Annotated in this window: 21 protein-coding genes and 1 pseudogene; 2 read left to right on the plus strand and 20 right to left on the minus strand. The window is 64.1% G+C overall.

Features of this window, described 5'->3' with window-relative positions:
- Positions 1-171 precede the first annotated feature (171 nt).
- The 3 genes from CBM2586_RS26545 to CBM2586_RS26555 all read right to left on the minus strand — a co-directional run bounded on the left by CBM2586_RS26545 (position 172) and on the right by CBM2586_RS26555 (position 1,688).
- A complete protein-coding gene (locus CBM2586_RS26545; protein WP_115666328.1) occupies positions 172-738 on the minus strand; it encodes an Hsp20/alpha crystallin family protein in 567 nt (188 codons plus the stop codon).
- An 86-nt stretch (positions 739-824) separates the two neighbouring features.
- Entirely contained in the window at positions 825-1,232 is a 408-nt protein-coding gene (locus CBM2586_RS26550) for an Hsp20/alpha crystallin family protein (protein WP_115666327.1), read from the minus strand.
- A 15-nt stretch (positions 1,233-1,247) separates the two neighbouring features.
- On the minus strand, positions 1,248-1,688 hold the full coding sequence (locus CBM2586_RS26555) for an Hsp20/alpha crystallin family protein (RefSeq protein WP_115691498.1): 441 nt from the start codon (positions 1,686-1,688) through the stop codon (positions 1,248-1,250).
- Between the two features lie 233 nt (positions 1,689-1,921).
- On the opposite strand from CBM2586_RS26555, the gene CBM2586_RS26560 reads away from it, so the two are divergent.
- The gene (locus tag CBM2586_RS26560) at positions 1,922-3,142 is read left to right on the plus strand and encodes an ISL3-like element ISRta1 family transposase (RefSeq protein ID WP_012353615.1); all 1,221 of its coding nucleotides are present in this window, start codon (positions 1,922-1,924) and stop codon (positions 3,140-3,142) included.
- A 456-nt stretch (positions 3,143-3,598) separates the two neighbouring features.
- Here the strand turns inward: CBM2586_RS26560 and CBM2586_RS26565 are convergent, their stop codons facing one another.
- From CBM2586_RS26565 to CBM2586_RS26595, 7 genes and pseudogenes are all read right to left on the minus strand, one after another.
- Positions 3,599-4,747, minus strand: a complete 1,149-nt coding sequence (locus CBM2586_RS26565) for a branched-chain amino acid ABC transporter substrate-binding protein (RefSeq protein ID WP_115690801.1) — start codon at positions 4,745-4,747, stop codon at positions 3,599-3,601.
- A gap of 272 nt (positions 4,748-5,019) precedes the next feature.
- Positions 5,020-5,157: a hypothetical protein gene (locus CBM2586_RS26570; RefSeq protein ID WP_172583393.1), complete on the minus strand. Its 138-nt coding sequence runs from the start codon at positions 5,155-5,157 to the stop codon at positions 5,020-5,022.
- A 104-nt stretch (positions 5,158-5,261) separates the two neighbouring features.
- Positions 5,262-6,152 carry an HpcH/HpaI aldolase/citrate lyase family protein gene (locus tag CBM2586_RS26575; RefSeq protein ID WP_115690803.1) on the minus strand — a complete coding sequence of 297 codons (891 nt, stop codon included), beginning with the start codon at positions 6,150-6,152 and terminating at the stop codon, positions 5,262-5,264.
- 69 nt (positions 6,153-6,221) lie between these two features.
- A complete protein-coding gene (gene gcvT / locus CBM2586_RS26580; protein ID WP_115690805.1) occupies positions 6,222-7,373 on the minus strand; it encodes a glycine cleavage system aminomethyltransferase GcvT in 1,152 nt (383 codons plus the stop codon).
- A gap of 111 nt (positions 7,374-7,484) precedes the next feature.
- Positions 7,485-8,480 carry a GlxA family transcriptional regulator gene (locus CBM2586_RS26585; RefSeq protein WP_373424277.1) on the minus strand — a complete coding sequence of 332 codons (996 nt, stop codon included), beginning with the start codon at positions 8,478-8,480 and terminating at the stop codon, positions 7,485-7,487.
- A 31-nt stretch (positions 8,481-8,511) separates the two neighbouring features.
- Positions 8,512-9,408, minus strand: a complete 897-nt coding sequence (gene choW / locus CBM2586_RS26590) for a choline ABC transporter permease subunit (protein WP_115690809.1) — start codon at positions 9,406-9,408, stop codon at positions 8,512-8,514.
- Positions 9,401-10,564: pseudogene (locus tag CBM2586_RS26595) on the minus strand (quaternary amine ABC transporter ATP-binding protein); the annotation flags it as partial. The gene choW and the pseudogene CBM2586_RS26595, both read right to left, overlap by 8 nt.
- 472 nt (positions 10,565-11,036) lie before the next feature.
- Between CBM2586_RS26595 and purU the strand changes: the two are divergent.
- Positions 11,037-11,909, plus strand: a complete 873-nt coding sequence (gene purU / locus CBM2586_RS26600; RefSeq protein ID WP_115666320.1) for a formyltetrahydrofolate deformylase — start codon at positions 11,037-11,039, stop codon at positions 11,907-11,909.
- Positions 11,910-11,981: 72 nt separating this feature from the next.
- Here purU and CBM2586_RS26605 read toward each other — a convergent pair whose 3' ends face one another.
- The 10 genes from CBM2586_RS26605 to CBM2586_RS26650 all read right to left on the minus strand — a co-directional run bounded on the left by CBM2586_RS26605 (position 11,982) and on the right by CBM2586_RS26650 (position 24,375).
- Entirely contained in the window at positions 11,982-12,845 is an 864-nt protein-coding gene (locus CBM2586_RS26605) for a glycine betaine ABC transporter substrate-binding protein (protein WP_115690813.1), read from the minus strand.
- 108 nt (positions 12,846-12,953) lie between these two features.
- Complete coding sequence (locus tag CBM2586_RS26610) at positions 12,954-14,102, minus strand: hybrid-cluster NAD(P)-dependent oxidoreductase (protein WP_115691500.1); 1,149 nt, start codon at positions 14,100-14,102, stop codon at positions 12,954-12,956.
- 27 nt (positions 14,103-14,129) lie between these two features.
- A complete protein-coding gene (locus CBM2586_RS26615) occupies positions 14,130-15,371 on the minus strand; it encodes an aromatic ring-hydroxylating oxygenase subunit alpha (RefSeq protein WP_115666318.1) in 1,242 nt (413 codons plus the stop codon).
- 55 nt (positions 15,372-15,426) lie between these two features.
- Positions 15,427-16,212, minus strand: a complete 786-nt coding sequence (locus CBM2586_RS26620) for an electron transfer flavoprotein subunit beta/FixA family protein (protein ID WP_115690815.1) — start codon at positions 16,210-16,212, stop codon at positions 15,427-15,429.
- Positions 16,209-17,378 (minus strand): electron transfer flavoprotein subunit alpha/FixB family protein, encoded by a 1,170-nt coding sequence (locus tag CBM2586_RS26625; protein ID WP_115690817.1) that lies wholly within the window; start codon positions 17,376-17,378, stop codon positions 16,209-16,211. Before CBM2586_RS26625 ends, CBM2586_RS26620 begins: the two co-directional genes overlap by 4 nt.
- A gap of 4 nt (positions 17,379-17,382) precedes the next feature.
- Positions 17,383-19,308: a (Fe-S)-binding protein gene (locus CBM2586_RS26630; protein WP_115690819.1), complete on the minus strand. Its 1,926-nt coding sequence runs from the start codon at positions 19,306-19,308 to the stop codon at positions 17,383-17,385.
- Between the two features lie 2 nt (positions 19,309-19,310).
- Positions 19,311-21,374, minus strand: coding sequence for an NADH:flavin oxidoreductase (locus CBM2586_RS26635; RefSeq protein ID WP_115690821.1), 2,064 nt, complete (start codon positions 21,372-21,374; stop codon positions 19,311-19,313).
- 61 nt (positions 21,375-21,435) lie between these two features.
- The gene (locus CBM2586_RS26640) at positions 21,436-21,969 is read right to left on the minus strand and encodes a DUF5943 domain-containing protein (protein WP_115690823.1); all 534 of its coding nucleotides are present in this window, start codon (positions 21,967-21,969) and stop codon (positions 21,436-21,438) included.
- 130 nt (positions 21,970-22,099) lie between these two features.
- The gene (locus CBM2586_RS26645; protein ID WP_115690825.1) at positions 22,100-23,071 is read right to left on the minus strand and encodes a dipeptidase; all 972 of its coding nucleotides are present in this window, start codon (positions 23,069-23,071) and stop codon (positions 22,100-22,102) included.
- A 29-nt stretch (positions 23,072-23,100) separates the two neighbouring features.
- Positions 23,101-24,375 (minus strand): serine hydroxymethyltransferase, encoded by a 1,275-nt coding sequence (locus CBM2586_RS26650; protein ID WP_115690827.1) that lies wholly within the window; start codon positions 24,373-24,375, stop codon positions 23,101-23,103.
- Between the last annotated feature and the right edge of the window lie 284 nt (positions 24,376-24,659).

Below are 24,659 nucleotides of genomic sequence, written 5' to 3' on the forward strand. Positions count from 1 at the left end.
ATCGCACCCGGATTTTTCTGCTGGGGCGTGAGCCAGCACCGCACGTTCCGAGCGCCGCCTGTGCCGGAGAACGACATGGGCGGCGCCATGCATGGCCGGCAAGAATATTTTTGGCGGAGTGCGGCAGCCTCAAGCGTGCCAATGATCTTGACGCAGCTCGCCAACTTCCACTCACTTCACCTCGATCTTCCTCACCGAGGATTGCGACGTACCGGTCTTGGGTAGCCGCAGCGTCAATACACCCCGGTCGAATTTCGCCTCGACGTGATCGAGGTCCACGCCATCCGGCAGCGGAATACTGCGCATGAAGGCGCCGTACGCCCGCTCCAGCCGGTAGCAGCCGTTTTCCTCTCTCTGAATGTCTTGCTTCTTCTCACCCCGCAACACCAGCGCGCCATCCTCGATGGTGGTCTGCAGGTCCTCGCGATCCATGCCGGGCAACTCCGCCGTGATCCTCAGCGCCGAACCATCGTCGACTACATCAATCCGCGGCTGGAAGCGCGGCGAACTGAAGTCGCCGAACCATCGATCCAGCCCGCCGAAGCCGGCGAAGGGTTCATGCAGAAACTCGCCCATTGCCCGCCACGGATCGCCTGAAAACAGCCGCGAAACATCGGGCCAGTCAGGTGACCAGTGCCTTGGCGCGGGAACATTCGACGACTCGCCCGTCGGTTGCCTGTCCTCGGTTGATTTGCGCAGGAACTTGAACGGGTTCCATTTGCCCAGATCTGTTTTCATCTTGCCCTCACCTAATGATCAGTCCGTTTCCCCGGGGATTGCGGTGGCGCCCTTGCGGGACGCCACCGGCACCTGGCGACGTCAACTCACGCCACGTTGACGGCAATGCGACGTGGACGCGCTTCGTCGCGACGCGGGATCGTCAGCTTGAGCACGCCGTCCTGAAGGTTCGCCTCGATCTTCGACGCGTCAAGGTCCGCACCCAACGAGAAGGCGCGCGCGAAATGCGGCTGGCGTATTTCCGCGTGCTGCACCCGCAATCCGGCGGGGGTTGGCACGATCGCTTCCGCCTCGATATGGAGGTTGCCGTCGTGCACATTCACCTGGAGCTTGTCCTTGGTCACACCTGGAAGGTCGGCCCAAAGGGTGACGCCGTTGCTATCCTCAATGATGTCCACCGCGGGAAGCAGCGTCAGCGTCGGTGTCGGCCTTTCCTCCTGACCTTTTGCCACCGCATTCTGGTTGCGTTCCGCCACTTGGGTAGTGTCGTTCATGGCTGTCTCCTGGCGTTACTGGACCGTGATCGCCCGGGGCTTCGAAGCTTCGCGCTTGCCGACACTGACAGACAGGCAGCCGTTGGCATAGCGCGCCTGAACTTTGTCCGGGTCGGCGCTCTGCGGCAATTCGACCACACGCCGGAACGTGCCTGTGAATCGCTCTTGCGCGTACAGCCGGACTTCTGGATCATCCTCAGCTTGAACCGCTTCGCGCTCGCCGCTGATGGTCAGCAAGCCCTTGTCGATCGACACCTCGAACTGGTTCGGCTTGAGCCCGGGTGCGAACGCGACGATCTCGATCGAATCGTCCGTGGCGCCGATATTGACGGGGGGAAATGCCCCGAAGCGGCCGGAGCGGATGCTGGATGGAAAACTGCCGAACAGGCTCGCCATCTGCCATTGCAAGCGGTCGAGTTCGCTGAGGACGTCAGTTCCAAAGGAAAGGTCACTCATGGTTGTATCCTCCTTCGACACAGCAAGGAGGCGAAGGGGCATACGCGCTCCCATTCACCTGCCAAGCTGCTGGCAAACAAACAGAAACACGCAGCACGCGAGCGTCGCGACTGCCTGAGCGAAAATAAAATAGTAATTGGCCACCCAAATTTCAGGTTCTTCGCAGAAAACCGTGGCCCGAAAGAGCACATTTTGTATGCTGATGTCTGTTTCTTCAGGTATCAGGGGGATGTGTGCTGGATCGCAAGACGCTGCAAGCACTGGGTTGCTGGAAGGGCTACCGGCTGGAGCGCGTGGAATGGCCGGAGGGAGAGAGCCGTACGCTGTCGTTGTACTTGAAGCCGGTCAGCAAGGTCATGCATTGCGAGGAGTGTGGCGCGCGCTGCCATCAGGTGCATGAGACAGTGGTCAGGCGAGTCCGGGACCTTCCGCTGTTCGAGTATCGGGTCGTACTGCACGTGCCGCGCCGGCGCGTTTGGTGCGACCGTTGCGGCGGTCCGAGGCTGGAGCGGCTGGAATGGCTTGGGCGCTACCAACGCGTGACGGCCCGCTTGGCCCAGGCTTGCGGCCACTTGTTGCGCCACTGTACGGTGCAGGCGGTGGCGGCCTTCTACGATCTGGGCTGGCACACAGTTAAATCGATCGATAAGGCTCGCTTGCGTGAGGCAGTGGCCGAGCCGGACTGGTCCAATATCCGCTACCTGGCCATGGATGAGTTCGCGCTACACAAGGGGCATCGATATGCCACGGTGGTAGTCGACCCCATTGGGCGGCAGGTGCTCTGGATCGGACAGGGGCGCTCACGCGAGACCGCCCGAGCCTTCTTTGAGCAGCTCCCCGCCGGCGTTGCGCAGCGCATCGAGGCCGTCGCCATCGACATGACGACCGCGTATGAGTTGGAGATCCGGGCGCATTGCCCGCAAGCAGAGGTGGTCTTCGACCTGTTCCACGTGGTAGCTAAGTACGGGCGTGAGGTCATCGACCGAGTACGGGTGGATCAGGCCAATCAGCTGCGGCACGATCGGCCGGCCAGACGGGTGCTCAAGTCCACACGCTGGCTACTGCTGCGGAATCGGGAGAACTTGAGCGTCCCCCAGGCGGTTCATCTGGATGAGGTCCTGGAGGCGAACCGGCCATTGCTGACAGTCTATCTGTTGCGCGACGAGCTAAAGCGGCTATGGTTCTACCGCCGCCCGGCGTGGGCGCAAAAAGCTTGGGAGCAATGGTGCGAGCAGGCTCGGCAGAGCCGAATACCTGCCCTGGAGTTGTTTGCGAAGCGCCTGCAAGGCTACTGGCATGGCATCTTGGCCCGCTGCCGCCACCCATTGAACACCAGCGTGGTCGAAGGCATCAACAACACCATCAAGGTCATCAAGCGCCGCGCGTACGGCTATCGCGACGAGGAATACTTCTTCCTCAAAATCCGCGCAGCCTTCCCCGGAATTCCTCGATGAACCAAATTTCAAGGGGGCGATTCTAGCCGGTCAGTGAAAAGTTATCGGCCGTTGGTGCCGCACGGGTCACCTCGACTACATCGCTTGCCCGCACATGCTGGGACATCGCCTGATCGGCAAAGCCTGGCAAAAACGGAGGGATGCAATTCAAACGCCGCCTATCAAGTGCACTGTAGGACTGTAGGGACGCGAACGCGCGGAGCGCCGACGCGGACCAATGCTCAGCTCCCTGACGCCTGGCTACCATGGCGGACCCGCCTGCCAGCCAATGGCAGCGGATAGCCACGCAGGCCACAATGACCGCGGAGCGAGTCAAGTCAGCCACGGCCGACATTTCCAGTGAAGTGAGCGTGCTGGTCCAGCAATCCAGCCTCTGCATCACGCTCGCGTTGCAGGGACTGGCGGAGCGATGACAGGAGCCGTGACAGGGCCCGAAGCCAAGCCAGCATCGGCACGTCATTCAACCCCGATCGTCGTGACCGGAACCCAACGGCCACCTTTCACCTGATAAAGGGTCGACGTCGGGTTCTTCAGGTCGCCGTTCGGATCGAAGGCAATCCTCCCGGTGATACCCTCGTATTGCGTTGCGCGCAGCGCCGCGAGAAAGTCGGCCGACGTCGCAGAGTTCGCCTGCCTGATCGCGTGTATCGCCACCCACGTGGCGTCATACGCGAAGGGCGCATAGCTGAGACTTTCGGTGCCGAAGCGCTTCCTGAATTTCTGCATGAAGGCCTTGCCTTGCGGCAGCGTTGCGACAGGACGCCCGTATTCCCAGGCCATCGCTCCATCCGCGGCGGGGCCGGCAATATTCAGGAAGATACTGTCGGCGATGCCACCGCTTCCGACGAACTGGGTGCGCATGCCGAGTTCCCTCATCCGCTTTGTGATGAGTGCCCCTTGGCTGTCCAGGCCGCCGAAGAACAGGATGTCAGCATTGGCGGCCCGGATGCTCGTGAGCTGCGCGCTGAACTCGACCGCCTTGTCGTTGGTGTATTCCGCGATCGCGATTCTTCCGCCGGCACGGGTGACGGCCTTCTTGAACTCGTCCACTGCCCCCTGGCCGAACGCGGTCCGGTCGTCCATCACGGCAATGCGCTGCGCCTTCATGACATTGACCGCGTACTTGCCAGCGGTACCGGAGTTTTGCGTATCGGTTGCAATGATGCGGAAGACGGTCTTCAGACCCTGATGCGTGATAGCCGGATTGGTTGCCGCCGGATGGATGACCGGGATGCCTGCACGGGCGAAAACCAGCGAGGACGGGAGCGCAACCCCGGAATTGTAATACCCGACAACGACAGCCACCCCGTCATCGACCAGTTTCTGGGCCACCTGAACGCCGATGCGCGGGTCACTTTGGTCGTCCACCGAATCAAGCTCGAAGCGGGCGTCCTGGCCATCCAGCCTGGTGCGCTGCGCGTTGGCTTCTTCAACGGCGAGACGAACACCATTCTCAATGTCCTTGCCGTTGGCGGCATTGATCCCTGTCAGCGGCACGGAAACACCGATCTTGACGACCAGCTGCCCATAAGACTGGTTGCAAGCCAGGGACAGCCACAGGGCGCTCAGACTCGTAATGAGCAGCCGTCGAGAAAAATGGATCATTGGCCGACTCCTGCGACTAAGGGGCGGTGCTATCAGCGGCCGAAACCGACCCCGCACCGATTCTGGTAGCACCCTGAATGGCGACTTCTATTTTGCCATGGCGGCAAGGCAGTGGCAGGAGGCGGTGCAACGACGCGCCGCCTTACCGTAGTAGCTTGGACGCAAGAACCGTGGTGAGCTCGCTATGACGATGCCGTTCTCCGCTATACGTTCCCCGGCCTGCACCAATGCGCCAGCGATTCTGTACCGACGCTGAAGCGGCGCATCCCGGGTTACGCTTCCAGGCACGCCTGGAAGACAGCCATCACCGATGCAAACAGAATCATCGAAACCGATATCGGGCCGGGCAAGAAATAGGCGACGGCAACGCATGCCGTGAGCAGGGTACCTACCGTTTCCTTGGTCATCATCGACCTTTATCCTTTTCCACAGCGAAGCTTGATACGGCGAGATGGTGCGCCAACCTCGAGGCGCGAAGCATCATCGCGTCGACACCCGAGCCCAATCGCTGATCTCAGCTCTCGTCGATGTGACACAAGATACGATGTGCGAGGCGAAGGTGTGGGCGATCTATCATGGCGTTTCCCAATCTGGCAACACCAGAGGCGCCGACCCGCGAAAACGCCTCGACCACCTCGCTGGCCCAGCGAATTTCCTCTGGCTGCGGTATGAAAGCCTGGTTGATGGCGTCGATCTGAGAAGGATGTGCCGCGGCTTTGGCCGAGAATCCGTCTCGTTTTGCCTGCGCCGCTTCTTCCCCGATCCTCGCCGGATCGACCAGATTGGTGCGGACCGCATCGATCGCGTCGATACCCGCCTGGGCGGCCGCCAGCAGGCACATGGTACGAGCCACGGAAAACGGCGTGGTCAGCTCCTTGCCGGTATGCGACGAGAATGCGCCAAGGTCGGCGGCAAGATCGTCCACGCCCCACATCAGCGCCCGCAGCCGCATCGGTGCGTTGCGATACGACGATAATCCGAAGACACCTTCGGCTGATTCGGTCGCCATCGCGATGATGGACACTTCCCACCTATCCTCCAGCAGCGCGCATTCAAAGGCAGCGAGGAAGTCGCAAAGGCGATGCACATCATCGACACTACGACACTTTGGCAGCACGATCGCATTGGGCCGGTGCGGGATCACGGCGGCCAGGTCGCGCAGGATGTGGCCGGATGCCAGCCCGTTGACACGCACCAGCAAGGCCTGATGCATCGAGGCACGATGTTGTTCGAGAAAGCCCACCAGCTTGCGCCGCGCGCCTTCCTTCCCTGGCTCCGGGATGGCATCTTCCAGATCGAAAACTAGTCCATCCGCTGCTGACTTCAGCGAGGACGCAAGCTTCCTCTCACTGTCAGCGGGGACGAAAAGGAGCGAGCGCAAGCGCTGTGGCAAGTTGTCGTGCATAAGCGTCCGTAACGTGATTCTCAGGCGGTCAGGTTTGTGGCTGTTTTAAAGATATTGCTCAAAGCCGCCCTATTGTTCCCCCACTGGGCTTCCGTTCCGTACGAAAGGTGGACGAACGACTTTCGCGGAAATTCTCTTGTTGTAGACTTCAACACTCACATACGAGCCGACCTTGATGTCTGGGGTAAGCAGAGCCAAAGCGATGGCGATTCGAAGCGTCGGACTATAGGTTCCGCTGGTTACCTTCCCGATCATTTCCCCCTCGAGGCTCATCACCGGGCTCTGCGTGCGAGGGACCGCGGCGCTTCCTTCGAAAGCGAGCCCGACAAACTGCCAATCCTGGCGGCGCGCTTGTAGCGCTGCCTTGCCGACAAAGTCGCGCTCCGGCCCCAGGTCAACACTCCAGCCCAAGCCGACGTCGAAGGGCGAGGTCTGTGGGTCCATGTCCAACCCATTCACGTGCATGCCTGCTTCGAGCCGAAGCGTCTCCCATGCGTCGAGGCCTGCTGCCGAGATGCCGGCCGACCTCAGCATGTCCCATACCTGACCAGCATGTTTTGCCAGCACCATCATTTCGAAGCCGTCCTCGCCGGTCTTCCCCGTTCGCGCCAGCATCATTTCGCCCACCGCGAAGTCGTGCACGATGATGGAGTTGAAAGGCTTCACCTTGCCAGCGGCGCGCGTCGACGGGATGGCTCGAAAAACCCTTTCCCGCGCATTGGGACCTTGGACGGCAATCATTGCCAGCGCTTCCACGTCGCCGCGAACCATATCCTCGCGCCGCGCGACCAGGGTCACCGAGCTTTCGGTCTCAACCACCTGTGCCAGGATCCATTCAATGTCGCGGCTGGCAGCGTGCGCGTTCAAGACCATACGGAAGCATTCATGGTCCAGGTAGTAAACGACAACGTCATCGATTACTCCGCCTTCCATGTTAAGCATGCATGAATAGAGCGCTTTTCCAGGCGATCGCAGCTTGCCGATGTCGTTGGCAAGCAGCTTGCGGAGAAACATTCGAGCGTCCACCCCATGTATGTCCACCACGCACATGTGCGAGAAGTCAAAGATGGCGGCATCCTCGCGCACGGTGTGGTGCTCCTCGATCTGGGATCCATAGGCAACCGGCATACTCCAGTCACCAACCTCTGCCATGCGGGCGCGGTTGAAACGGTGACGCTCATACAGTGGGGTGCGCAATGGGTGCAGGATCGTCTGGCTCATGGGAGGTCAAGGTCAGTAGTCAAGCTGGCGCAGAATCGCGCATTGCGTTGCGGGCCTGAAGGCCAGGTGTCCGGGGTCCTGGCGAGCGCTTCGCGCCGCCGCCGGCAGCGATCATCGCGTCGGTCGCCGTTCATGGCTGGGCGCATGACCGAACTGGGCCCGGTACGCCTTGCTGAAGTGGCACGGCGAATGGAAGCCGCAGACGGCCGTGACACGGGCAATTGAGGCGCTGGTCGTGCGCAGCAGTTCGCGCGCGCGCTTCAGGCGCAGGGTCAGATAGTGGTGGGTCGGCGACACATTCAGATAGATCTTGAAGATCCGCTGCAGATGCCGCTGCGACAGCTGAACCAGCCGCGCCAGCTCGTCCAGTGACAGCGGTTCCTCGATATTCGCCTCCATCAGCCGCACGACCTCGATCAGCTCCGCCCGCGAGAGGCCAACCCGTGCATCGACCGGGATCGGCTGTGGATCGGTCGCGCCACGGATCCGCTCCAGAATGAACTGCTCCGAGACTTGCGCGGCCATTTGCTGGCCGAGACGCAGGCCGACAAGATTCAGCATCATGTCGATCGGCGCGGTACCGCCCGTGCAGGTAAGGCGGTCCCGGTCGATGACGAACAGTTCGTCGGCGAACTGCACCAGCGGAAACTCGCGGTGCAGCGCGGACCGGTTCTCCCAATGGACGGCACAGCGGTAACCGTCGAGCAGATTGCTCGACATCAGCGCGTAGGCACCCGTGCAGATGCCGCCGAGCGGCATGTTCTGCCCGGCGAGTCGCGCAAGCATCATGCGCGCGCCGTCGTCGACGGCCTCCCGGATGCCGATGCCGCCGCAGACGATCATCACATCCGGCATTTTCGAGGCCTCGAGCGCCTGCGTTGGCCGTACCGCGATGCCATTGCTCGCCCGCACCGCCGCGCCGTGGGACGAATAGATCGACCACGTGTAATGCTCGGCACGCCCGACATAGTTCGCCATCCGCAGCACTTCGACCGCGCTCGAGAATGCGATCATCGAGAAATCGGGCAGCGTCAGAAAGCCGAAATGCGCGAGCGTCGACATCGGCGGTGTAGCGCTGTGAGCCAGCGCGGCGGCAACGGACCTCACATCGCTCTCCTGGCGCATGGATCGGCCGGAATCAGGCGTGGGCCGTCGCCGTCTTGGCACTGAACAGCTGCCTGAGCCCCGAGAAGAGCGGCGCCTTCGCGGTACCCGGTGCGCGCCCGAAGCTCTCCGTAATGCGGTCCAGGATAATCGCCAGCAGCACCACTGACAGGCCGCTCTCGAAGCCCAGGCCGATGTCGAGCCGCTGGATGCTCGCCAGTACCTCGTTGCCGAGGCCGCCCGCGCCTACCATCGAAGCAATGATCACCATCGACAGCGCCATCATGATGGTCTGGTTGACGCCTTGCATGATCGACGGCAGCGCGTTGGGGAACTGCACCTTGTACAGCAGCTGCCACGGCGTGCAGCCGAACGCATAGCCGGCCTCGACGATCTCCATGTTCACCTGGCGGATCCCAAGACTGGTCAGGCGCACCGCTGGCGGCATCGCAAAGATCACCGTCGACAGGATGCCCGGCACGCGCCCCAGGCCGAACAGCATCGCCGCGGGAATCAGGTAGACGAACGCCGGCATGGTCTGCATCAGGTCCAGGATCGGGCGCACGATCGCCGCCACCACTCGGCTCTTCGCCGCCCAGATACCGAGCGGCACGCCCAGGAGCAGGCTGATGATGGTCGACGACAGCGTCAGGCCCAGCGTAATGACAGTCTGGTCCCAGAATCCCGTGGCGAAGATCACGAACAGCGACGCGGCCGTGAAGAGCGCGAAGCGCCAGCCGACGCGCCAGAGTCCGATGCCGATGAAGATCGCCATCATCAGCCACATCGGCACCGCCTGCAGGCTGCGCTCGATCAGTGCGGCGAGCCCCTCGATGGCGCGCCCGACCGCGTCAAACGTTGCCGCGTCGTGATCGAGAAGATAGTGGACAGACTGATCGACCCAGCGGCCGAGCGGAAGGAATTCAGACATGGTGACCTCGCAGGTGCGTGATGGCTTTCAGGATGACGGCGCGGTCGACCGAGCCGCAGTAGCAGCCATGCTCGTCGACGACCGGCAGCGCGTTCGGGCTCGCGACGACGCGCTCGACAACGTGTTCAAGCGACGCATCGCGCCGGATGCTTTCGACCGGCCGCACGCTTGCCATGGCATCGCGCATGACGCAGCCGCGCAGCTTGCGCTGGGCATCTAGCACAAAGGCATAGCTGGCGTGGCCGTTCAGCGTCGTGGCAATCGTCGGCGCATCAAGCTTTGAAACGATCGGTATGGCGTCCGTCTGCATCAGGTCGCCGGCCGTCAGGTAGCGGCTGGTGTCGATGCCGTCGAAGAACGTGCGGACATAGTCGTCGGCCGGCTTCGCAATGATCTCCTGCGGCGTGCCGACCTGTACCAGGCGGCCGCCTTCCATGATCGCGATCCGGCTGCCGATGCGCAGCGCTTCCTCCAGATCGTGGGACACGAACATGATGGTGCGGCGATGCTCTTTCTGGAGCTGCAGCAGCACGTTCTGCATTTCCTTGCGCTTGAGCGGATCGAGCGCGGAGAATGCCTCATCCATGATCATCAGCGAAGGGTTGACCGCAAGCGCCCGCGCAAGGCCGACACGCTGCTGCATGCCACCCGACAATTCGCGCGGCAGCTTCTGCGCAAACGCCGAGAGGCCGACCTCTTCGAGCACATCCATCGCCCTGCGCTCACGCTCCTTCCTGCCGACGCCGGCGACCTCGAGCCCGAACGCCGCGTTCGACAGCACCGTGCGCTGCGGCATCAGCGCGAACGACTGGAACACCATGCTCATGTCCTTGCGGCGCAGCGCGATCAGTTCCGATCGGCTCACGGCGGCCACGTCGCGGCCACCGATCAGCACCTTGCCGGCTGTCGGCTCGACGAGCCGGTTCACGAGACGGATCAATGTCGACTTGCCGGAGCCGGACAGGCCCATCAGCACGAAGATCTCGCCTTCCCTGACGTCGAACGATACGTTGTGCACACCGACGACCTGGCCGGTGCGCCTGAACACCTCGTCCTTCGTCGAACCGGCGGCGAGCATGTCGAGCGCCTGTTGCGGATTGCTTCCAAATACCTTGCACAGACCTTCGACCACGACCTTTGGACTATCCATCGAAACCTTCTCCTGGTCCTGCGGGGACTCATACGTCATATGGCATGCCTGCGTCTTCCTCTCAACGAAATGCGCTGGCGGTGCTTTGCTACCTCTTTCCTGGAATGCGTTGGCAAATTCGATCCGTCGCATCACAAGCGGACACGGTGCGATCACCTACATAGTTGCCAGAAAATGCCCCCCTCTGCCGATGAATTCCGACACGTGCTTGCCCAAATGCGACACCGGCATTCATGGCGACCGATTGTCCGGGCCGGCTTGTCCTCAAGCGACGCCGAATGGATCGATTGCGACCCGCTCGCGCGCCGTCGCTGCCGCCACCGGCATTGGACCGCGCCTTCGGCGTTGGCGCGCCGATACCAGCCACGCGGCGCTTCGGTTCTATCCAGCCTGCCACCCATCCTGCTTTACTTCGCGCATGGCACGCGCGAGCGCACCACGCGGACCGCCGGCCACACCACTCCAACAAAGGAATCCAATGGACACCCTGCCCCGCCCCCAACCATTCGTGCTTACGCTGTCGTGCCCGAGCGCGCCCGGCCAGGTGGCCGCGGTCGTGGGCCTGCTAGAGCGCCACCGCTGCTACATCGACGAACTGACCGTCTTCGATGACGACCTGAGCAACCGCTTCTTCCTGCGCTGTGTATTCCATCCGACTCCCGCACAAGCGCTTGGCATCGACGTGTTGCGGCATGAGTTCATGCCGATAGCGGACGGCTTCGGCATGCAATGGGCGATCCACGACGCGCTCGCACGCCCGAAGGTACTGATCATGGTGTCGAAGCTCGAGCATTGCCTCGCGGATCTGCTGTTCCGCTGGCGCATGGGCGAGCTGAAGATGGACATCGTCGGGATCGCGTCTAACCATCCCGACCTGGAGCCGCTCGCCCGGCAGCATGATCTCCCGTTCCGGCACTTCCCGATCACGCCTGAGACGAAGGCGAAACAGGAAGCGCAGTGGCTCGACCTGTTCGAGTCGAGCGGCGCGGAACTTGTCATCCTTGCACGCTACATGCAAGTGCTGTCGCCCGAGACCAGTGGGAAACTCGCCAATCGCGCGATCAACATCCACCACTCCTTCCTGCCCGGCTTCAAGGGTGCGAAGCCGTATCACCAGGCGCATGCGCGCGGCGTAAAGCTGATCGGCGCGACGGCGCATTTCGTCACCGACGATCTCGACGAAGGCCCGATCATCGAGCAGGCCGTCGAGCGCGTCGATCATTCGTACCGGCCGGAGCAACTGCTCGCGGTCGGGCGCGACGTCGAATGCATCACGCTCGCGCGCGCCGTCAAGGCGTTCATCGAGCGACGGGTGTTCCTGAACGGAGACCGGACCGTCGTGTTTGCGTAGGTCCAACGCACAACGGCCACGATCGCATCGCGACCGTGGCCGGCTCATGGTTCCCTGCGGTCGTTTGAGGAATTAGCGCTCGCTCTCGAGCCACGCATTCACGCGCTCGGCATTCGCGGAGATCCATGCATCGGCGGCCGCGTCGGGCTTCGTGCCGCCCTGGATCGCCAGCATCACGCTATCGATCTCGCCTGGCTTCCACTGGAATTTCTTCAGGAATGCCACGACCGGCTTCGCCTTCGCCTCGAGACCCGGGTTCACGATGTTGTCGACGTGCTCGGATTCACCGAACACTTTCTTCGGATCGTCGAGGAAGCGCAGCTTCCACTTGGCGAACATCCAGTGCGGCGCCCAACCCGTCACGATCACGGGCTTGTTCGCGTTCATCGCGCGCGCCAGCTCGGCAGTCATCGCACTGCCCGAACTCGGCATCAGCGAATAGCTGAGTCCATAGCTCTTGATGGCGTCGGAGGCCTTGCGCATCACGCCCGCGCCCGCATCGATGCCGACGATGCGGCCTTCGAATGCCGTCTTCTGGGCGTTCAGATCATCGATGCTCTTCGCGCTCACGGATGCCGGAACGATCAGGCCGATTCTTGCCTCGGTAAAGTTCGGACCAAGATTGACCACCTTGGTCTTGAACTGGTCCCAGTACGCGCCCTGCGTAACCGGCAGCCAGGCGGACAGCGTCGCATCGAGATCGCCCCGCGCGACGCCCTGCCACATGACGCCCGCTGCAAGCGGCACGAGCTGGACCGGGTACCCCAGCTTCTTCTCGATGATGCGTGCGGCGACGTTGGTCGTCGCGACGCTGTCATCCCAACCCTCGACGTAGCCTATCTTCAGGGTCGGTCTGGTATCCCCCAGCGCGAACGCGCTCCATGTCAACATCACCGACGCCGCGCCGGTAAACAACAGCTTGGAAAGAAGCTTCATGGCATACCTCCATTGGCCGGAGCGGAACCGCCCCGTGTACTTAGAATCGTCGAGAATGCGGCGCGACGGTCCTCGTTGGCCATCAGCCGCGTGGCAGGCGCTACTGCCCTACTTGTCGATGACGAGATCCGACAGCGGCTTGCTGCAGCACAACAACACCATCCCCTGGTCAATCTCGCGCTGGCGGATGCCGCCGTTGTGTTTCATTTCGACCTGGCCGGACACGAGCTTGACCTTGCAGGTCCCGCACATCCCCTGCGTGCAGGACGCTGGCAGCCGTACGCCCGACTGCCGCGCGGCATCAAGCACATGCTGGCCCGACCCGCAGGCGATCTCGCGCCGGCTCTTCGCGAAGCTGACGCTGAACTGCGCCATGTCCGCATTACCGTTGGTTGCCGGCGCGGTGTCCGCAACAGTCGCGTGGGCCGCTCCCTCGGCCGTCAACGTCTCGAACGAGAAACTTTCCTCGTGGTAGCGCCTGCGATCAAAGCCGGCTTCTTCGAGGAGGTCGCGCACCGCCTTCATGTACGGCGCCGGCCCGCACGTGAAGATCTCGCGCTCCATGAAATCCGGCGCGATCAGCTTCAGGAGCGGGAGCGACAGGAACCCCGTCACGCCTGGCCAGCTGGTACGCGCCCCAACCCGCTCGCAGACAAAGGCGGTGCGGAAGTTCGCGTGGTTCGATGCGATCAGGTCGAGCTCGCGGGCGAAGATGATGTCGTCCGGCGTCCGCGCGCTGTGCACGAACATGATGTCGCGATCCTCGCCGAGATCGTGGTGTGCCCGGCTCATCGACATCAGCGGCGTGATGCCCGAGCCCGCGGACAGGAACAGGTACTTGCGCGCCGGATGCCGCGCGCAGGTGAACTCGCCGGCCGGGCCCAGCACCCGGATCGGCGTGCCCGGCCGCAGGTTGTCGTGCAGCCAGTTCGACACCTTGCCGCCCGGCACCCGCTTGACCGTGATCGAGAGCGTATGCGGCCGCGCGGGCGACGACGAAACCGTGTAGCACCTGTTGATCGTGTCGCCCTCGATCTCGAGCTCGAGCGTGATGAACTGCCCCGGCTCGAACACGAACGCGCGGCCCTCCGGCGAATGGAAGAAGAAGCTCTTCACGTCGTGCGTTTCCTGCCGCACGTGGCAGCACACAAGCGTCTCCTCGACGTCGCTCGTCCAGCGCTGCGGGAGCGCATTCCAGAACGCCGGGCGCGTCACCCGGCTGTCGGCTGGCTCGAATTGGACTGCATCGCGCATCATCTCCATCTCCGCTTCCTTTGCCTTCGCCTATGCGCCGACGTGCTCGGCAAGCCGGCGGATATACCAGGCCGAGAACTTCTCGACGAGGCCTTCGGTGAACGGCGAGTAGGGGCCGGGCTCGTACGCGCTGCTTGCCGCGCCGCGCTGCGAGTACTCGACCAGCACGCGGTCCTGGTCATTGGTCGCGTTCCACACCGCCGTGAGGTTCTCCACGTCGTAGTCGACGCCTTCCTGCGCATCCTTGTGGACGAGCCATTTCGTGCGCACGAGCGTTTCGCCGGCCGACAGCGGAATCACCGAGAACGTGACGATGTGGTCGCTCATGAAGTGATGCCATGAGTTCGGCTGCGTCCAGAACGAGAGCCCGCCCAGGTCGGCCTGCTCGAATTTGCCGAGCAGCTTCTTCGAGGCGACCTTCGCGTCGAGCGTCTGCGACTCGCCGCTGCGGTCGAGCGGCAGGCGCTGCGTACGGTAGCCGGTTGTCTCGAGCAGGCGCTCGATCTCGGCTGACGGCAGGTTCAGCGCCTCCCACTGCGCCGCGCGCGCAATGCAAGTCTTCTCGAACGCTTCCATGCCCTCGGCGTTGGCCGGCGACTGCTGATAGCCGAACCCGTACTCGTACAGCGAAATGGTCAGCTCGGGATGGTTCGCCACGCAGTGATAACACTCGCGGTTGTTCTCCATCGTGAGCTTCCAGTTGCCCTTCTCGATGATGTCGATCTGCGCGGCAATCTTCGTGTTGGGCAGGTCGTGCGGCAGCAAATAGGGCTCCATCGCGGCGCGCATCGCCGCGAAGTCGGCGGGAGGCTCGTCCGCCAGGCAGACGAAGATCAGGCCCGCGAGGTTCTGCACGTGCACGGATTTCAGGCTGTGCTTGCACCGGTCGAACTTCTCGCCCATGTGCTCGGCGAACATGAGGTCGCCGTTCAGGTTGTAGGTCCAACTGTGGTACGGGCAGACGATGTTGCCGACCGTGCCCTTGTCCTCGTTGCACAGGCGCGCGCCGCGGTGGCGGCACACGTTATGGAAAGCGCGCACCTGCATGTCGTCGTCGCGCACGACCAGGATCGAGTCGTGGCCGAGCTCGATGGTTATGTAGTCGCCCGGCTCGGGCACGTCTGGCTCGACCGCCACCTGGATCCAGTGCTTGCGGAAGATCGCTTCCATATCGAGCGCGAAAATCTCCTCGCTCTGATAGAAGGGTGCCTCGAGGCTGTAGCCTTGCTTGCGCCGTTCGACCAGCGCACCAATGTCTGCCGATACTTTCATCGTCTGGCTCCGGATTCCCTGCATTCCTGGTTTGTTTGCCGATGGATCGGCAACATCAGTAGTCAATGAGTTGATGCTCGCGTAAGTACGCAAGGATGACTTGTGCTTTTTCGACCGAAGTCCCACCGTTTACGACGTTTCCGCCGCGGCTCTCGGTCGTCGTCGCCGACAGCATCCGGGCATGCCCGGAGCGCTGCTCGGCAGCGGCCAGCCTGACTGGCTTGCGCTCGGGGGCGCCGAGCGTCCATGCGGCGGCGCCGGCATCTTCGAACCGCGCCGCGGGCGCCGTCCGGATCGCGCCCGCACGCAGCCGTGCGTACGCATAGCGCGGCTGCGCATTGGCGAGCGAATGGACGGCCACCACGGTCGGCAGCACCGCCTCGACGCGCCGGCGCAGGCCCTTCGGCAGGAACTGCCGGACGGTGACGCGCCCGTCCGCGATGTCCACATCGACGGCCGCCCCGACCAGCGGGCGGCCGAGCGCCGCCGCAACGTGGTACGGCAGCATCCCGGTGTCGTATGCGCCTTCCGCCCGGGTGCCGGTCAGAACGAGGTCGTAGTCCTTCACACGCGCGGCCAATGTGCGCCCGGCATCATCCCCGGCCCCACAGGCAAGCACTTCGACTTCGCGTGCCCCGAGCGCCAGGTACCCGGCGAGTGCCGGCTCCGCGGCGTCGCCAGCGTGCAGCACCGCGAGCTGCGCGCGATGCTTGTCCGCCAGCGCGAGGCCGATCGCGAGCGCCGCGGCGTCGTTGCGGCTGTAGCGCGTTGCCCCGCTGACCGGATGACGGCCAACCGAAACGAGCACCGCGATCCGCCGGATTTGTTGGTGGGCGTTCATGCTGCGGCTCCCAGCGGTTCGCGGACGCTGGCCGCTGCCGGCGCCCTTCCGTTCGTGCGGCGTGCGGCCTGCACCGCTTCAATCAGCGCCGCGATCGTCTCCTTCGCGTCCCCGACGATGGTCAGGTTCGCGCGCTTGGCAATGGGCGCGCTGCCGTCCAGATTGACGGCGATCACGTGACGGCAGTCCTTGATGCCCTGCAGATGCTGCACCGCGCCGGAGATGCCAAATGCGATATAGACACTCGCCTCGACCGTCTTGCCGGTCGCGCCGACCTGCTTGTCGCGCGTGAAATGGCCGTTGTCGACGGCGACGCGGCTCGCGGCGATTGCTGCGCCGAACACGCCGGCAAGCTGTTCGAACGCACCGATATCGGCGACGCCATTGCCGGCGGACACGATGAAGTCCGCCTCCTCGAGCGCGACCTGGGCGGCATCGATCTCATCGAGGCCCAGGTCGCGGTACGGCTGGGCGCCGTCGCCGATCCCCAGCAGGAAGTCGCCGGACAGCGACTGGCCCGCGCCGGTGAACGGCAGCTTCGTGTCGACCGCACCGGGTGCGAGCAGGATCACGTCGGGCAGCGAGCGCGTCGCAAAGGCGCGTTTCGCCTGTGCGTAGGTGCCGACGTGGCGCGCGTCGAGCTCGACCACGTGCGTCGCGACGCTCGCACCGGTTGCGGCCGCGTAGCGGCGGCCGAGATCGCCATCGCCGGTCGCGTTATCGGGCAGGAAAACCTGCTTCGGCGACAGCGCGGCCGCGCAGGCCAGCAGCGCCTGCAGCTCGGCATCGGGCGCAAAGGCGCGGCGATCGAACCCGGGCAGCGCGATGACCTTGTCGGCGCCGAGAGCCGCCGCGTCGTCCTTCAGCTCGCCGAACACCAGCAGCGCGACCTCGGTCTGCGCATCGGCAAGCAGCGCCGCCGCGGCGAGCGCCTGGCACGCATGGTCGTCCAGCGCGCCGCGCTCGCTGTGCGCGGCGACGAGCAGCACGTGCTGCGCATCGCTGACCGCGCGGCGCGGCCTTGTCGCCGTCCCGCCGTGGCCGTGCGCGGACCAGTGGGGGGCGTTTGGATCCGCGCTGCCGGTTTCGCCGAGCGTGATCCTTCTCAGGCCCGCCGCCGTGATCACGAACGGACGACGCGGATCGATACGTGGGATCTTGTTCATCAGGTCACTCCAGCGAGGCCGCAACGAGTTCGGCCACATCCAGCACGTCCGGCCGCGGGCCGACGACACCTTCGAGCATTGCCGTGCAGTTCGGGCACCCGACCGCGACCACTTCCGCGCCCACGGCACGCGCATCGGCGATGCGAATATCCGGGATGCGCTGCTTGCCCGGGATATCGGTCAGCGGCGCGCCGCCCCCGCCGCCGCAACAGCGGCCGCGCATGCCATGGCGCTCCATCTCGACCACCTTGATGCCGATCGTCTTCAGCAGCTTGCGCGGCGCCTCGGTCTCGCCGTTGTAGCGGCCGAGATAGCACGGATCGTGATAGGTGGTGACCTTCTCGCGCAGCGCCTCCACCGCCTGCGGCGCGATACGCCCGCTGTCGGCCAGTTCGGCGAGATAGCTGGTGTGATGCTTGACCGTGACGCGCAAGCCCAGGGCGCGATACTCGTTGCGCAGGCTGTGCATGACGTGCGGGTCCGCCGTCACGATCTGCCCGAAGGACAACGTGCCGAGCGTGCCGATCAGGCGCTTCGCCATCTGCTGGAACGTCGCCTCGTCGCCGAGACGGCGGGCCACGTCGCCGGTGTCCGTTTCCACGCCGCCGAGCACCGCATAATCGACGCCAGCCTTGTTCAGTACCTTCACGAAGGCCCGCAGCGTGCGCTGATAGCGCATGTCGAATGCCCCCTCGCCGGCAACGATCAGCACGTCTACGGCCTTGCCCCGCTGCGCGACCGGCGCATTGAGGTCGACCGACCAGTCATAGCGCGCCGCGGTGTCGTAGCCGCCCATCGTGCCGGTCTCGCGCAGGTTCGCGAGCACTTCGGCCCCTTTGCCGGGCACGATGCCATGCACGAGCGTCTGGTTGCGGCGCATGTCGACGATCGCATCGACATGCTCGATCAGCATCGGGCATTCCTGCACGCAGGCCCGGCAGGTGGTGCACGACCACAGTGTGTGCGCTTCGATCAGTCCCGACACGATCGGGCCATTCGGCTCGCCGCAATGGCGGCCGACAGGAAGGCCCGGCGTCGGGCTGCCAGCGTACGCGGCATCGCTGCCGCCCGCCATGCCGACCACGAGATCCTGGATCAGTTTCTTCGGATTGAGCGGCTGGCCCGAGGCGAACGCGGGACACGCGGCCTCGCACTTGCCGCACTGCACGCAGGCGTCAAAGCTCAGCAGCTGGTTCCAGCGGAACTGGACGGGCCTGGCGACGCCGTATTCCTGCTTTTCGATCTCGGGCAGCTTGAGCGCGGTCGGCGGCGTGGCCGTGCCGTCGCCGGTGTACGAGTCAGACTTGCCGGCAAACCGTTCCTGACGCGGATGGAACGCGAGATGCATGAGGCCAGCGATCGCGTGCTTCATCGGCCCGCCTTTCGCCGCGCCGAACGTCATCGCGAACGCGCCGGCGCCGATCAGCAGCGCGCAGGCTACCGCGAACGCACCCGACATGACGTCAGCCGGCACGGCCACGAACAACACGAGACCGAGCGCAAACGAACCAAGCAGCCACGGCAGCGTGTTCCATGGCCCCTTCGACAGGCGCGCGGGTACGTCCTTGGCGCGCCGGCGGCGCCAGACGAACACCGCGCCAATTAGCATCGCGAGCGCCGCGGCGAAAATCGCCTTGTCGAGCCAAGGCGAGTAGATCGCCAGACCGTAATTGACGAACACGAGCGCCAGCGCGCCAATCGCACCGCCGGCCGTGGCAACGTGCGTCCTGGCAATGTACGGATCGCGGGCGACCACGTGGTGCAGGTCGACGAAATAGCGCTTCGGGATGGCCAACAGGTTCGCAATGCCGAACGATCCGGGCGCGGTCGCCCGGCCGAGCCGCCAGTACGACGCGCGCTTCACGACCGCGAATGCGAGCCCCGCCACCGACAGCCACAGCAGAACGGTAATCAGGAGGGACGGGTTCATCGTCAGAAATCCTTCACGAGCCGCAGCGCGTCATAGATCGCGCCGTGGATGTTGTGCATCGAGATGCAGTCGCCGACGCGGAACAACAGGAAGCGGCCGTTGCCGAGCGTCTCCGACAGGCACGGCTGCGGCTCCGACGCAAACAGCTTGTGCACGTCGACCTGGCCGCGATTGAGCGATTCCGGCTTGAGCTTCCAGTAGAGCGCGTCGTTCGGGGTCGAGCCGTTCTCGATCACGACCTGGTCGACCGCGCGTTCCTCAAGTTCTTCCGTGTACTCGTTGCGCAGCACCGCGATCTTCTTGCCGCCTTCCTCGTAGACGCGATCGAGCCAGTAGTTCGGCGTATGGATCACGCCCTGCGCGTACAGGCGGCGATAGAAGATCGGGAAGGTGGTGCCGCCGCAGTCGTCGGCAACCTTGACGTCCGGCGTCACGATCTCGACCTTCGCGCCGCGGCTCGCCAGGTAGTCGGCGACACCCGCGCCGGCGTGCGTGCTCACGCCGTCGTAGACGAGCACGTTCTCCTTCGCCTCGACGCGGCCGGCCAGCACGTCCCACGAACTGACCGCGAGCCCCTCGGCGACGGCCCAGCCTGGCACCTGGTCGGAGAATGCGCGGCCGCCCGTCGCGAGCACGATGATGTCCGGCTTCTCCGCCATGATCATCTTCGCATCCGCTTCAACGCCCAGGCGCCGGTCGACGCCGAGGCGCTTGGTCTCCATGTCGAACCAGCGCACGATGCCCTGCATCTGCTCGCGCTGCGGTGCCTTGGCGGCGAGCACGATCTGCCCGCCCACTTCGGTGCTCTTCTCGAACAGCACGACGTCGTGGCCGCGTGAACGCGCGACGCGCGCCGCTTCCAGCCCCGCCGGGCCGGCACCGACCACGACCACCTTGCGCTTCGGGCCACGCGACTTCTCGATGACGTGCGGCATCGTCGCCTCGCGCGAGGTCGCGGCGTTCTGCACGCACAGCACGTCGAGGCCGTTGTACTGGCGGTCGATGCAATAGTTCGCGCCGACGCATTGCTTGATCTCGTCTTCGCGGCCGTCGCGAATCTTGATGACCATGTGCGGATCGGCGATCTGGGCGCGCGTCATGCCGACAAGGTCGACCATGCCGTTTGCGAGCAGGCGCTCCGCCTGGCCCGCGTCGCGGATGCTCTGCGCATGCATCAACGGCACCTTGATCACCGACTTGATGCCCGCGGCCAGATGCACGAACGGCTCGGGCGGCAGCGCCATCGGCGGCATGCAGTTTGCGAGCGTGTTGTGCGTATCGGCGCCGGAGCCGACCACGCCGATATAGTCGACGAGCCCCGACTCGGACATCGCCTGCGCGATCTCCTTCAGTTGTTCGTGATCGAGACCGTCTTCATGGAATTCGTCGCCGCACATGCGCAGACCAACACAGAAATCCTTGCCGACCACCTCACGCACCGCCTGGAGCACCTCCACGCCGAAGCGCATGCGGTTCTCGAGGCTGCCGCCCCACTCGTCGGTGCGGAAGTTCGTGCGCGGGCTCCAGAACTGGTCGATCAGGTGCTGGTGCGCGGCCGAGATCTCGATGCCGTCCATGCCCGCGTCCTTCACGCGCTTCGCGGCTGCCGCAAAGTCGGCGATGATGCGGCGGATCTCCTCGACCTCGATGATCTTCGCGTTGCCACGGTGCACGGGCTCGCGCACGCCGGACGGCGTCATCAGGTGCGGCCAGTGCTCGCCATGGAATGCCGAGCGACGTCCCATGTGCGTGGCCTGGATCATGATCCTGGCGCCGTGCCGGTGCATCGTTTCGGCCAGCCGCGACAGCGGATCGATGATCTTGTCAGTCGAGAGATTCACCGACTTCCACCAGCCCTGGGGACTGTCGATCGACACGGGACTCGAGCCGCCGCATATCGCCAGGCCGACGCCGCCCTTTGCCTTCTCTTCGTAATAGCGAATGTAGCGGTCACCTGGCAGGCCGCCCGGCTCGGCATACACTTCCGCGTGCGCCGTGCTCACGATCCGGTTGCGGAGCGTCAGCTGATTGAGCTGCAAAGGTTTGAACAAGTGGGGATAACGCATCGCGGACGACCTCTGGCGTTTGTGTGTCTCGTATTTGTCGTAGTGCGGACGTGCTTCGGTGTCAGCGCGCGATCGGCGACACTTCGAACACGCAGTGATCGTGCCCTTCGGCTGCGCACTGCACTTCCTTCGACTGCGCGCGCGGAGCGCCCTTGCCGGCGGGAGTGGTGTCGTTGACCCAGTCCATTGCGCCGGCGAACCAGCCGGCGAACATGTAGCAAAGCTTGCCGCTCTTTTCCGGCTGCTGGAGCACGAATGACGAGTGGCGCAGCGCGATGCGCGCGCTCGCCGTCGCCGGATCGGCTTGCAGGATCGAAAACAGCCCCCAGCCGCGCTGCGACAGCCGCTTCAGGTAATGCTCGAACACGGCCATCCCGCGGATGTCGTGCAGCCGTGCCTCCTTGTCGCACCAGTGGTAGGCGGACTTGTAGCCGGCCTTGTAGAGGATCTCTTCGTACGCCTCGCGGCCGAGCGCCTCTTCGACGGCGACGTGGTTGTTCGTGAAGAAGTGGCGCGGCACGTAAAGCATCGGCAGCGCGTCGGTGGTCCAGACACCGGTTTCGGGATCAACGTCGATTGGCAGTTGCGGTTGCATCGTGGTAACTCCGTGAGGAAAGGAAAGCCGCTGGATCGTTGCGCAGAGGCGGCGTCGCCCGCGAGCGCGCGCGTATCGCGCGCGCCCGTCCCGTTGGTGGTGATTTGATTGAAAGTTGGCGGTGCGGGGATCAGGCGCCCCACACTTCCTTGAACACGCGTACCCAGTTCTCGCCCATGATCTTGCGGATGCGAGAGGCCTTCCAGCCAGCTCGCTCCATCGCCGCAGTCAGGTTCGGAAACTCGCCGATGGTCCGGATCCCTTCGGGGTTGATCACCTTGCCGAAGTTGGTCAGGCGCCGATAGCGGCCCTTGTCGTGCGTCAGCATGTCGAAGAACTCGGTGCTGTAGCCCTGCGTGAAATCCGTGCCGATGCCGACCGCGTCCTCGCCGACCAGGTTGACCACGTAGTCGATCGCCTCGATGTAGTCCTCGACCGTCGCCTCGATCCCGCGCTTGAGGAACGGCGCGAACATCGTCACGCCGACGAAGCCGCCCGCATCGGCGATCTCCTTCAGCTGTGCGTCGCTCTTGTTGCGCGGGTGTTCCTTGAGGCCGGACGGCAGACAGTGGGAGTAGCAGACCGGCTTCTTCGAGAACGCAATCGCCTCGGACGAAGTGTTGCCCCCGACGTGCGACAGATCGACCATGATCCCGACGCGGTTCATCTCGGTAATCACCTCCCGGCCGAAATCCGAAAGCCCGCCGTCGCGCTCGTAGCATCCGGTGCCCACCAGGTTCTGCGTGTTGTAGCAGAGCTGCACGACGCGCACGCCCATGTCGGCGAACGCTTCGACATAGCCGAGGTTGTCCTCGAACGCGTGGGCATTCTGGAAGCCGAGGATCACGCCGGTCTTGCCCTCATGCTTTGCGCGGCGGATGTCATCAGTGGAGCGCACGAGTGTCAGCAGTTCGCTGTTGTCGCGAATCGCCTGCTTCATCAGCGCAATGTTGTCGACGGTCTTGGTGAAATTGTCCCAGACCGAGACCGTACAGTTCGCGGCCGTGACGCCGCCCTTCTTCATGTCTTCGAACACCGACCGCTCGAACTTGGAGATGTTCAGGCCGTCGATAATGATGCTGTCCTGGTGCAGCGGGCTCATGGGGGGCTCCAGTCCTTTATTCGTTCGGGTCAGTAGATCGGGAAGCGATCGCACAGCGCGAAGATCTGGTGGCGCACGCGCTGCTCGGTGGCGGCGTCGCCCTCCGGATTTGCGCGCAGCGCTTCGAACACCTCGAGGATCAGGCGGCCGATCTCGCGGAACTCCGCAACGCCGAAGCCGCGCGTGGTGGCCGCGGGCGCGCCGAGCCGGATCCCGGACGTGATGGTCGGCTTCTCGGTGTCGAACGGGATGCCGTTCTTGTTGCAGGTGATGCCGGCACGTTCGAGTGCCTGCTCGACCTGGGTGCCCTTGAGTCCCTTCGGGCGCAGATCGACCAGCAGCAGGTGGTTGTCGGTGCCGCCGGTGACGAGGTCGACACCACCTTCCTTCAACACTTCGCCAAGCGCCTTCGCGTTCGCGAGCACGTTGTCGATGTAGGTTTTGAAGTCCGACGTCAGCGCCTCGCCGAACGCCACCGCCTTGGCTGCGATCACGTGCATCAACGGGCCGCCCTGCAGACCGGGGAACACGGCGGAGTTGATCTTCTTTGCGATGTCTTCATCGTTGGTCAGCACGAAGCCGCCGCGCGGACCGCGCAGGGTCTTGTGCGTGGTCGAGGTGACGACGTGGGCATGCTCGACCGGGTTCGAATGCCGGCCCGCGGCGATCACACCGGCGATGTGGGCCATGTCGACCATCAGCTTCGCGCCGACGCTGTCGGCGATCGCGCGGAAGCGGGCGAAGTCGAGCTGGCGCGGATACGCAGAGAAGCCGGCGATGATCAGGCTCGGCTTGTGCGCCTTCGCGAGCGCTTCGACCTGGTCGTAGTCGATCAGCATCGATTCACGGTTCACGCCATACTGCACGGCGTTGAACCACTTGCCCGACAGCGCCGGCCTGGCGCCATGGGTCAGGTGACCGCCGGCGTCGAGCGACATGCCGAGCACGGTATCGCCGGGCTTCGTCAGCGCGAGCATCACCGAGCCGTTCGCCTGGGCGCCGGAGTGCGGCTGCACGTTGGCAAAGCCGGCGTTGAAGAGCTGCTTCACGCGCTCGATCGCGAGCGATTCGACTTCGTCCGCGAATTCGCAGCCGCCGTAGTAGCGCTTGCCCGGGTAACCTTCGGCGTACTTGTTGGTCAGTACCGAACCTTGGGCTTCGAGCACCGCACGCGACACGATGTTTTCCGAGGCGATCAGCTCGACTTGCGACTGCTGACGCTCGAGTTCCTTCGAAAGGGCGCCGCGAACCAGCGCATCGCGCTCGGCCAGGGGCTGCGAGAAGAAAGACTGGGTGTTCGACATAAAGGTCCGTGTGGGATGAAATGGCTGACTGGGGGCGAGAGGCCCGCTGCGCCAGGCTTGTTCGCCTGATCGGCGCGGCGTTGCCAACGGCTCTATTCTTGTCGTTGGTGTTTTTGGCCGATTGATGAATTCAGACGCGTTCTTTTCCATTTCCGCCATTCGCGTCCGATTTGCGCAAGTGGCGCAGGAGGGCACCGCGATGGTGCCGGGGACGCAGTGTGGTTGCGGGGCGTCACGATTGCGGTGCAACAAGGACCACGTTGCTGGGTTCCAGCGGAACACCC

Source organism: Cupriavidus taiwanensis, from assembly GCF_900250115.1.
Lineage (GTDB): Bacteria > Pseudomonadota > Gammaproteobacteria > Burkholderiales > Burkholderiaceae > Cupriavidus > Cupriavidus taiwanensis_B.

What these genes read in the sequence shown, in the direction of transcription:
- CBM2586_RS26605 (WP_115690813.1), bottom strand. Translation starts at nt 12,845, where the DNA reads ATGAAGCTTCTTTCCAAGCTGTTGTTTACCGGCGCGGCGTCGGTGATG.
- CBM2586_RS26575 (WP_115690803.1), bottom strand. Translation starts at nt 6,152, where the DNA reads ATGCACGACAACTTGCCACAGCGCTTGCGCTCGCTCCTTTTCGTCCCC.
- CBM2586_RS26640 (WP_115690823.1), bottom strand. Translation starts at nt 21,969, where the DNA reads ATGCAACCGCAACTGCCAATCGACGTTGATCCCGAAACCGGTGTCTGG.
- CBM2586_RS26630 (WP_115690819.1), bottom strand. Translation starts at nt 19,308, where the DNA reads ATGAACCCGTCCCTCCTGATTACCGTTCTGCTGTGGCTGTCGGTGGCG.
- CBM2586_RS26615 (WP_115666318.1), bottom strand. Translation starts at nt 15,371, where the DNA reads ATGAAAGTATCGGCAGACATTGGTGCGCTGGTCGAACGGCGCAAGCAA.
- CBM2586_RS26545 (WP_115666328.1), bottom strand. Translation starts at nt 738, where the DNA reads ATGAAAACAGATCTGGGCAAATGGAACCCGTTCAAGTTCCTGCGCAAA.
- CBM2586_RS26620 (WP_115690815.1), bottom strand. Translation starts at nt 16,212, where the DNA reads ATGAACGCCCACCAACAAATCCGGCGGATCGCGGTGCTCGTTTCGGTT.
- CBM2586_RS26645 (WP_115690825.1), bottom strand. Translation starts at nt 23,071, where the DNA reads ATGAGCCCGCTGCACCAGGACAGCATCATTATCGACGGCCTGAACATC.
- CBM2586_RS26625 (WP_115690817.1), bottom strand. Translation starts at nt 17,378, where the DNA reads ATGAACAAGATCCCACGTATCGATCCGCGTCGTCCGTTCGTGATCACG.
- CBM2586_RS26555 (WP_115691498.1), bottom strand. Translation starts at nt 1,688, where the DNA reads ATGAGTGACCTTTCCTTTGGAACTGACGTCCTCAGCGAACTCGACCGC.
- CBM2586_RS26650 (WP_115690827.1), bottom strand. Translation starts at nt 24,375, where the DNA reads ATGTCGAACACCCAGTCTTTCTTCTCGCAGCCCCTGGCCGAGCGCGAT.
- choW (WP_115690809.1), bottom strand. Translation starts at nt 9,408, where the DNA reads ATGTCTGAATTCCTTCCGCTCGGCCGCTGGGTCGATCAGTCTGTCCAC.
- CBM2586_RS26635 (WP_115690821.1), bottom strand. Translation starts at nt 21,374, where the DNA reads ATGCGTTATCCCCACTTGTTCAAACCTTTGCAGCTCAATCAGCTGACG.
- gcvT (WP_115690805.1), bottom strand. Translation starts at nt 7,373, where the DNA reads ATGAGCCAGACGATCCTGCACCCATTGCGCACCCCACTGTATGAGCGT.
- CBM2586_RS26610 (WP_115691500.1), bottom strand. Translation starts at nt 14,102, where the DNA reads ATGATGCGCGATGCAGTCCAATTCGAGCCAGCCGACAGCCGGGTGACG.
- CBM2586_RS26550 (WP_115666327.1), bottom strand. Translation starts at nt 1,232, where the DNA reads ATGAACGACACTACCCAAGTGGCGGAACGCAACCAGAATGCGGTGGCA.
- purU (WP_115666320.1), top strand. Translation starts at nt 11,037, where the DNA reads ATGGACACCCTGCCCCGCCCCCAACCATTCGTGCTTACGCTGTCGTGC.
- CBM2586_RS26565 (WP_115690801.1), bottom strand. Translation starts at nt 4,747, where the DNA reads ATGATCCATTTTTCTCGACGGCTGCTCATTACGAGTCTGAGCGCCCTG.
- CBM2586_RS26570 (WP_172583393.1), bottom strand. Translation starts at nt 5,157, where the DNA reads ATGATGACCAAGGAAACGGTAGGTACCCTGCTCACGGCATGCGTTGCC.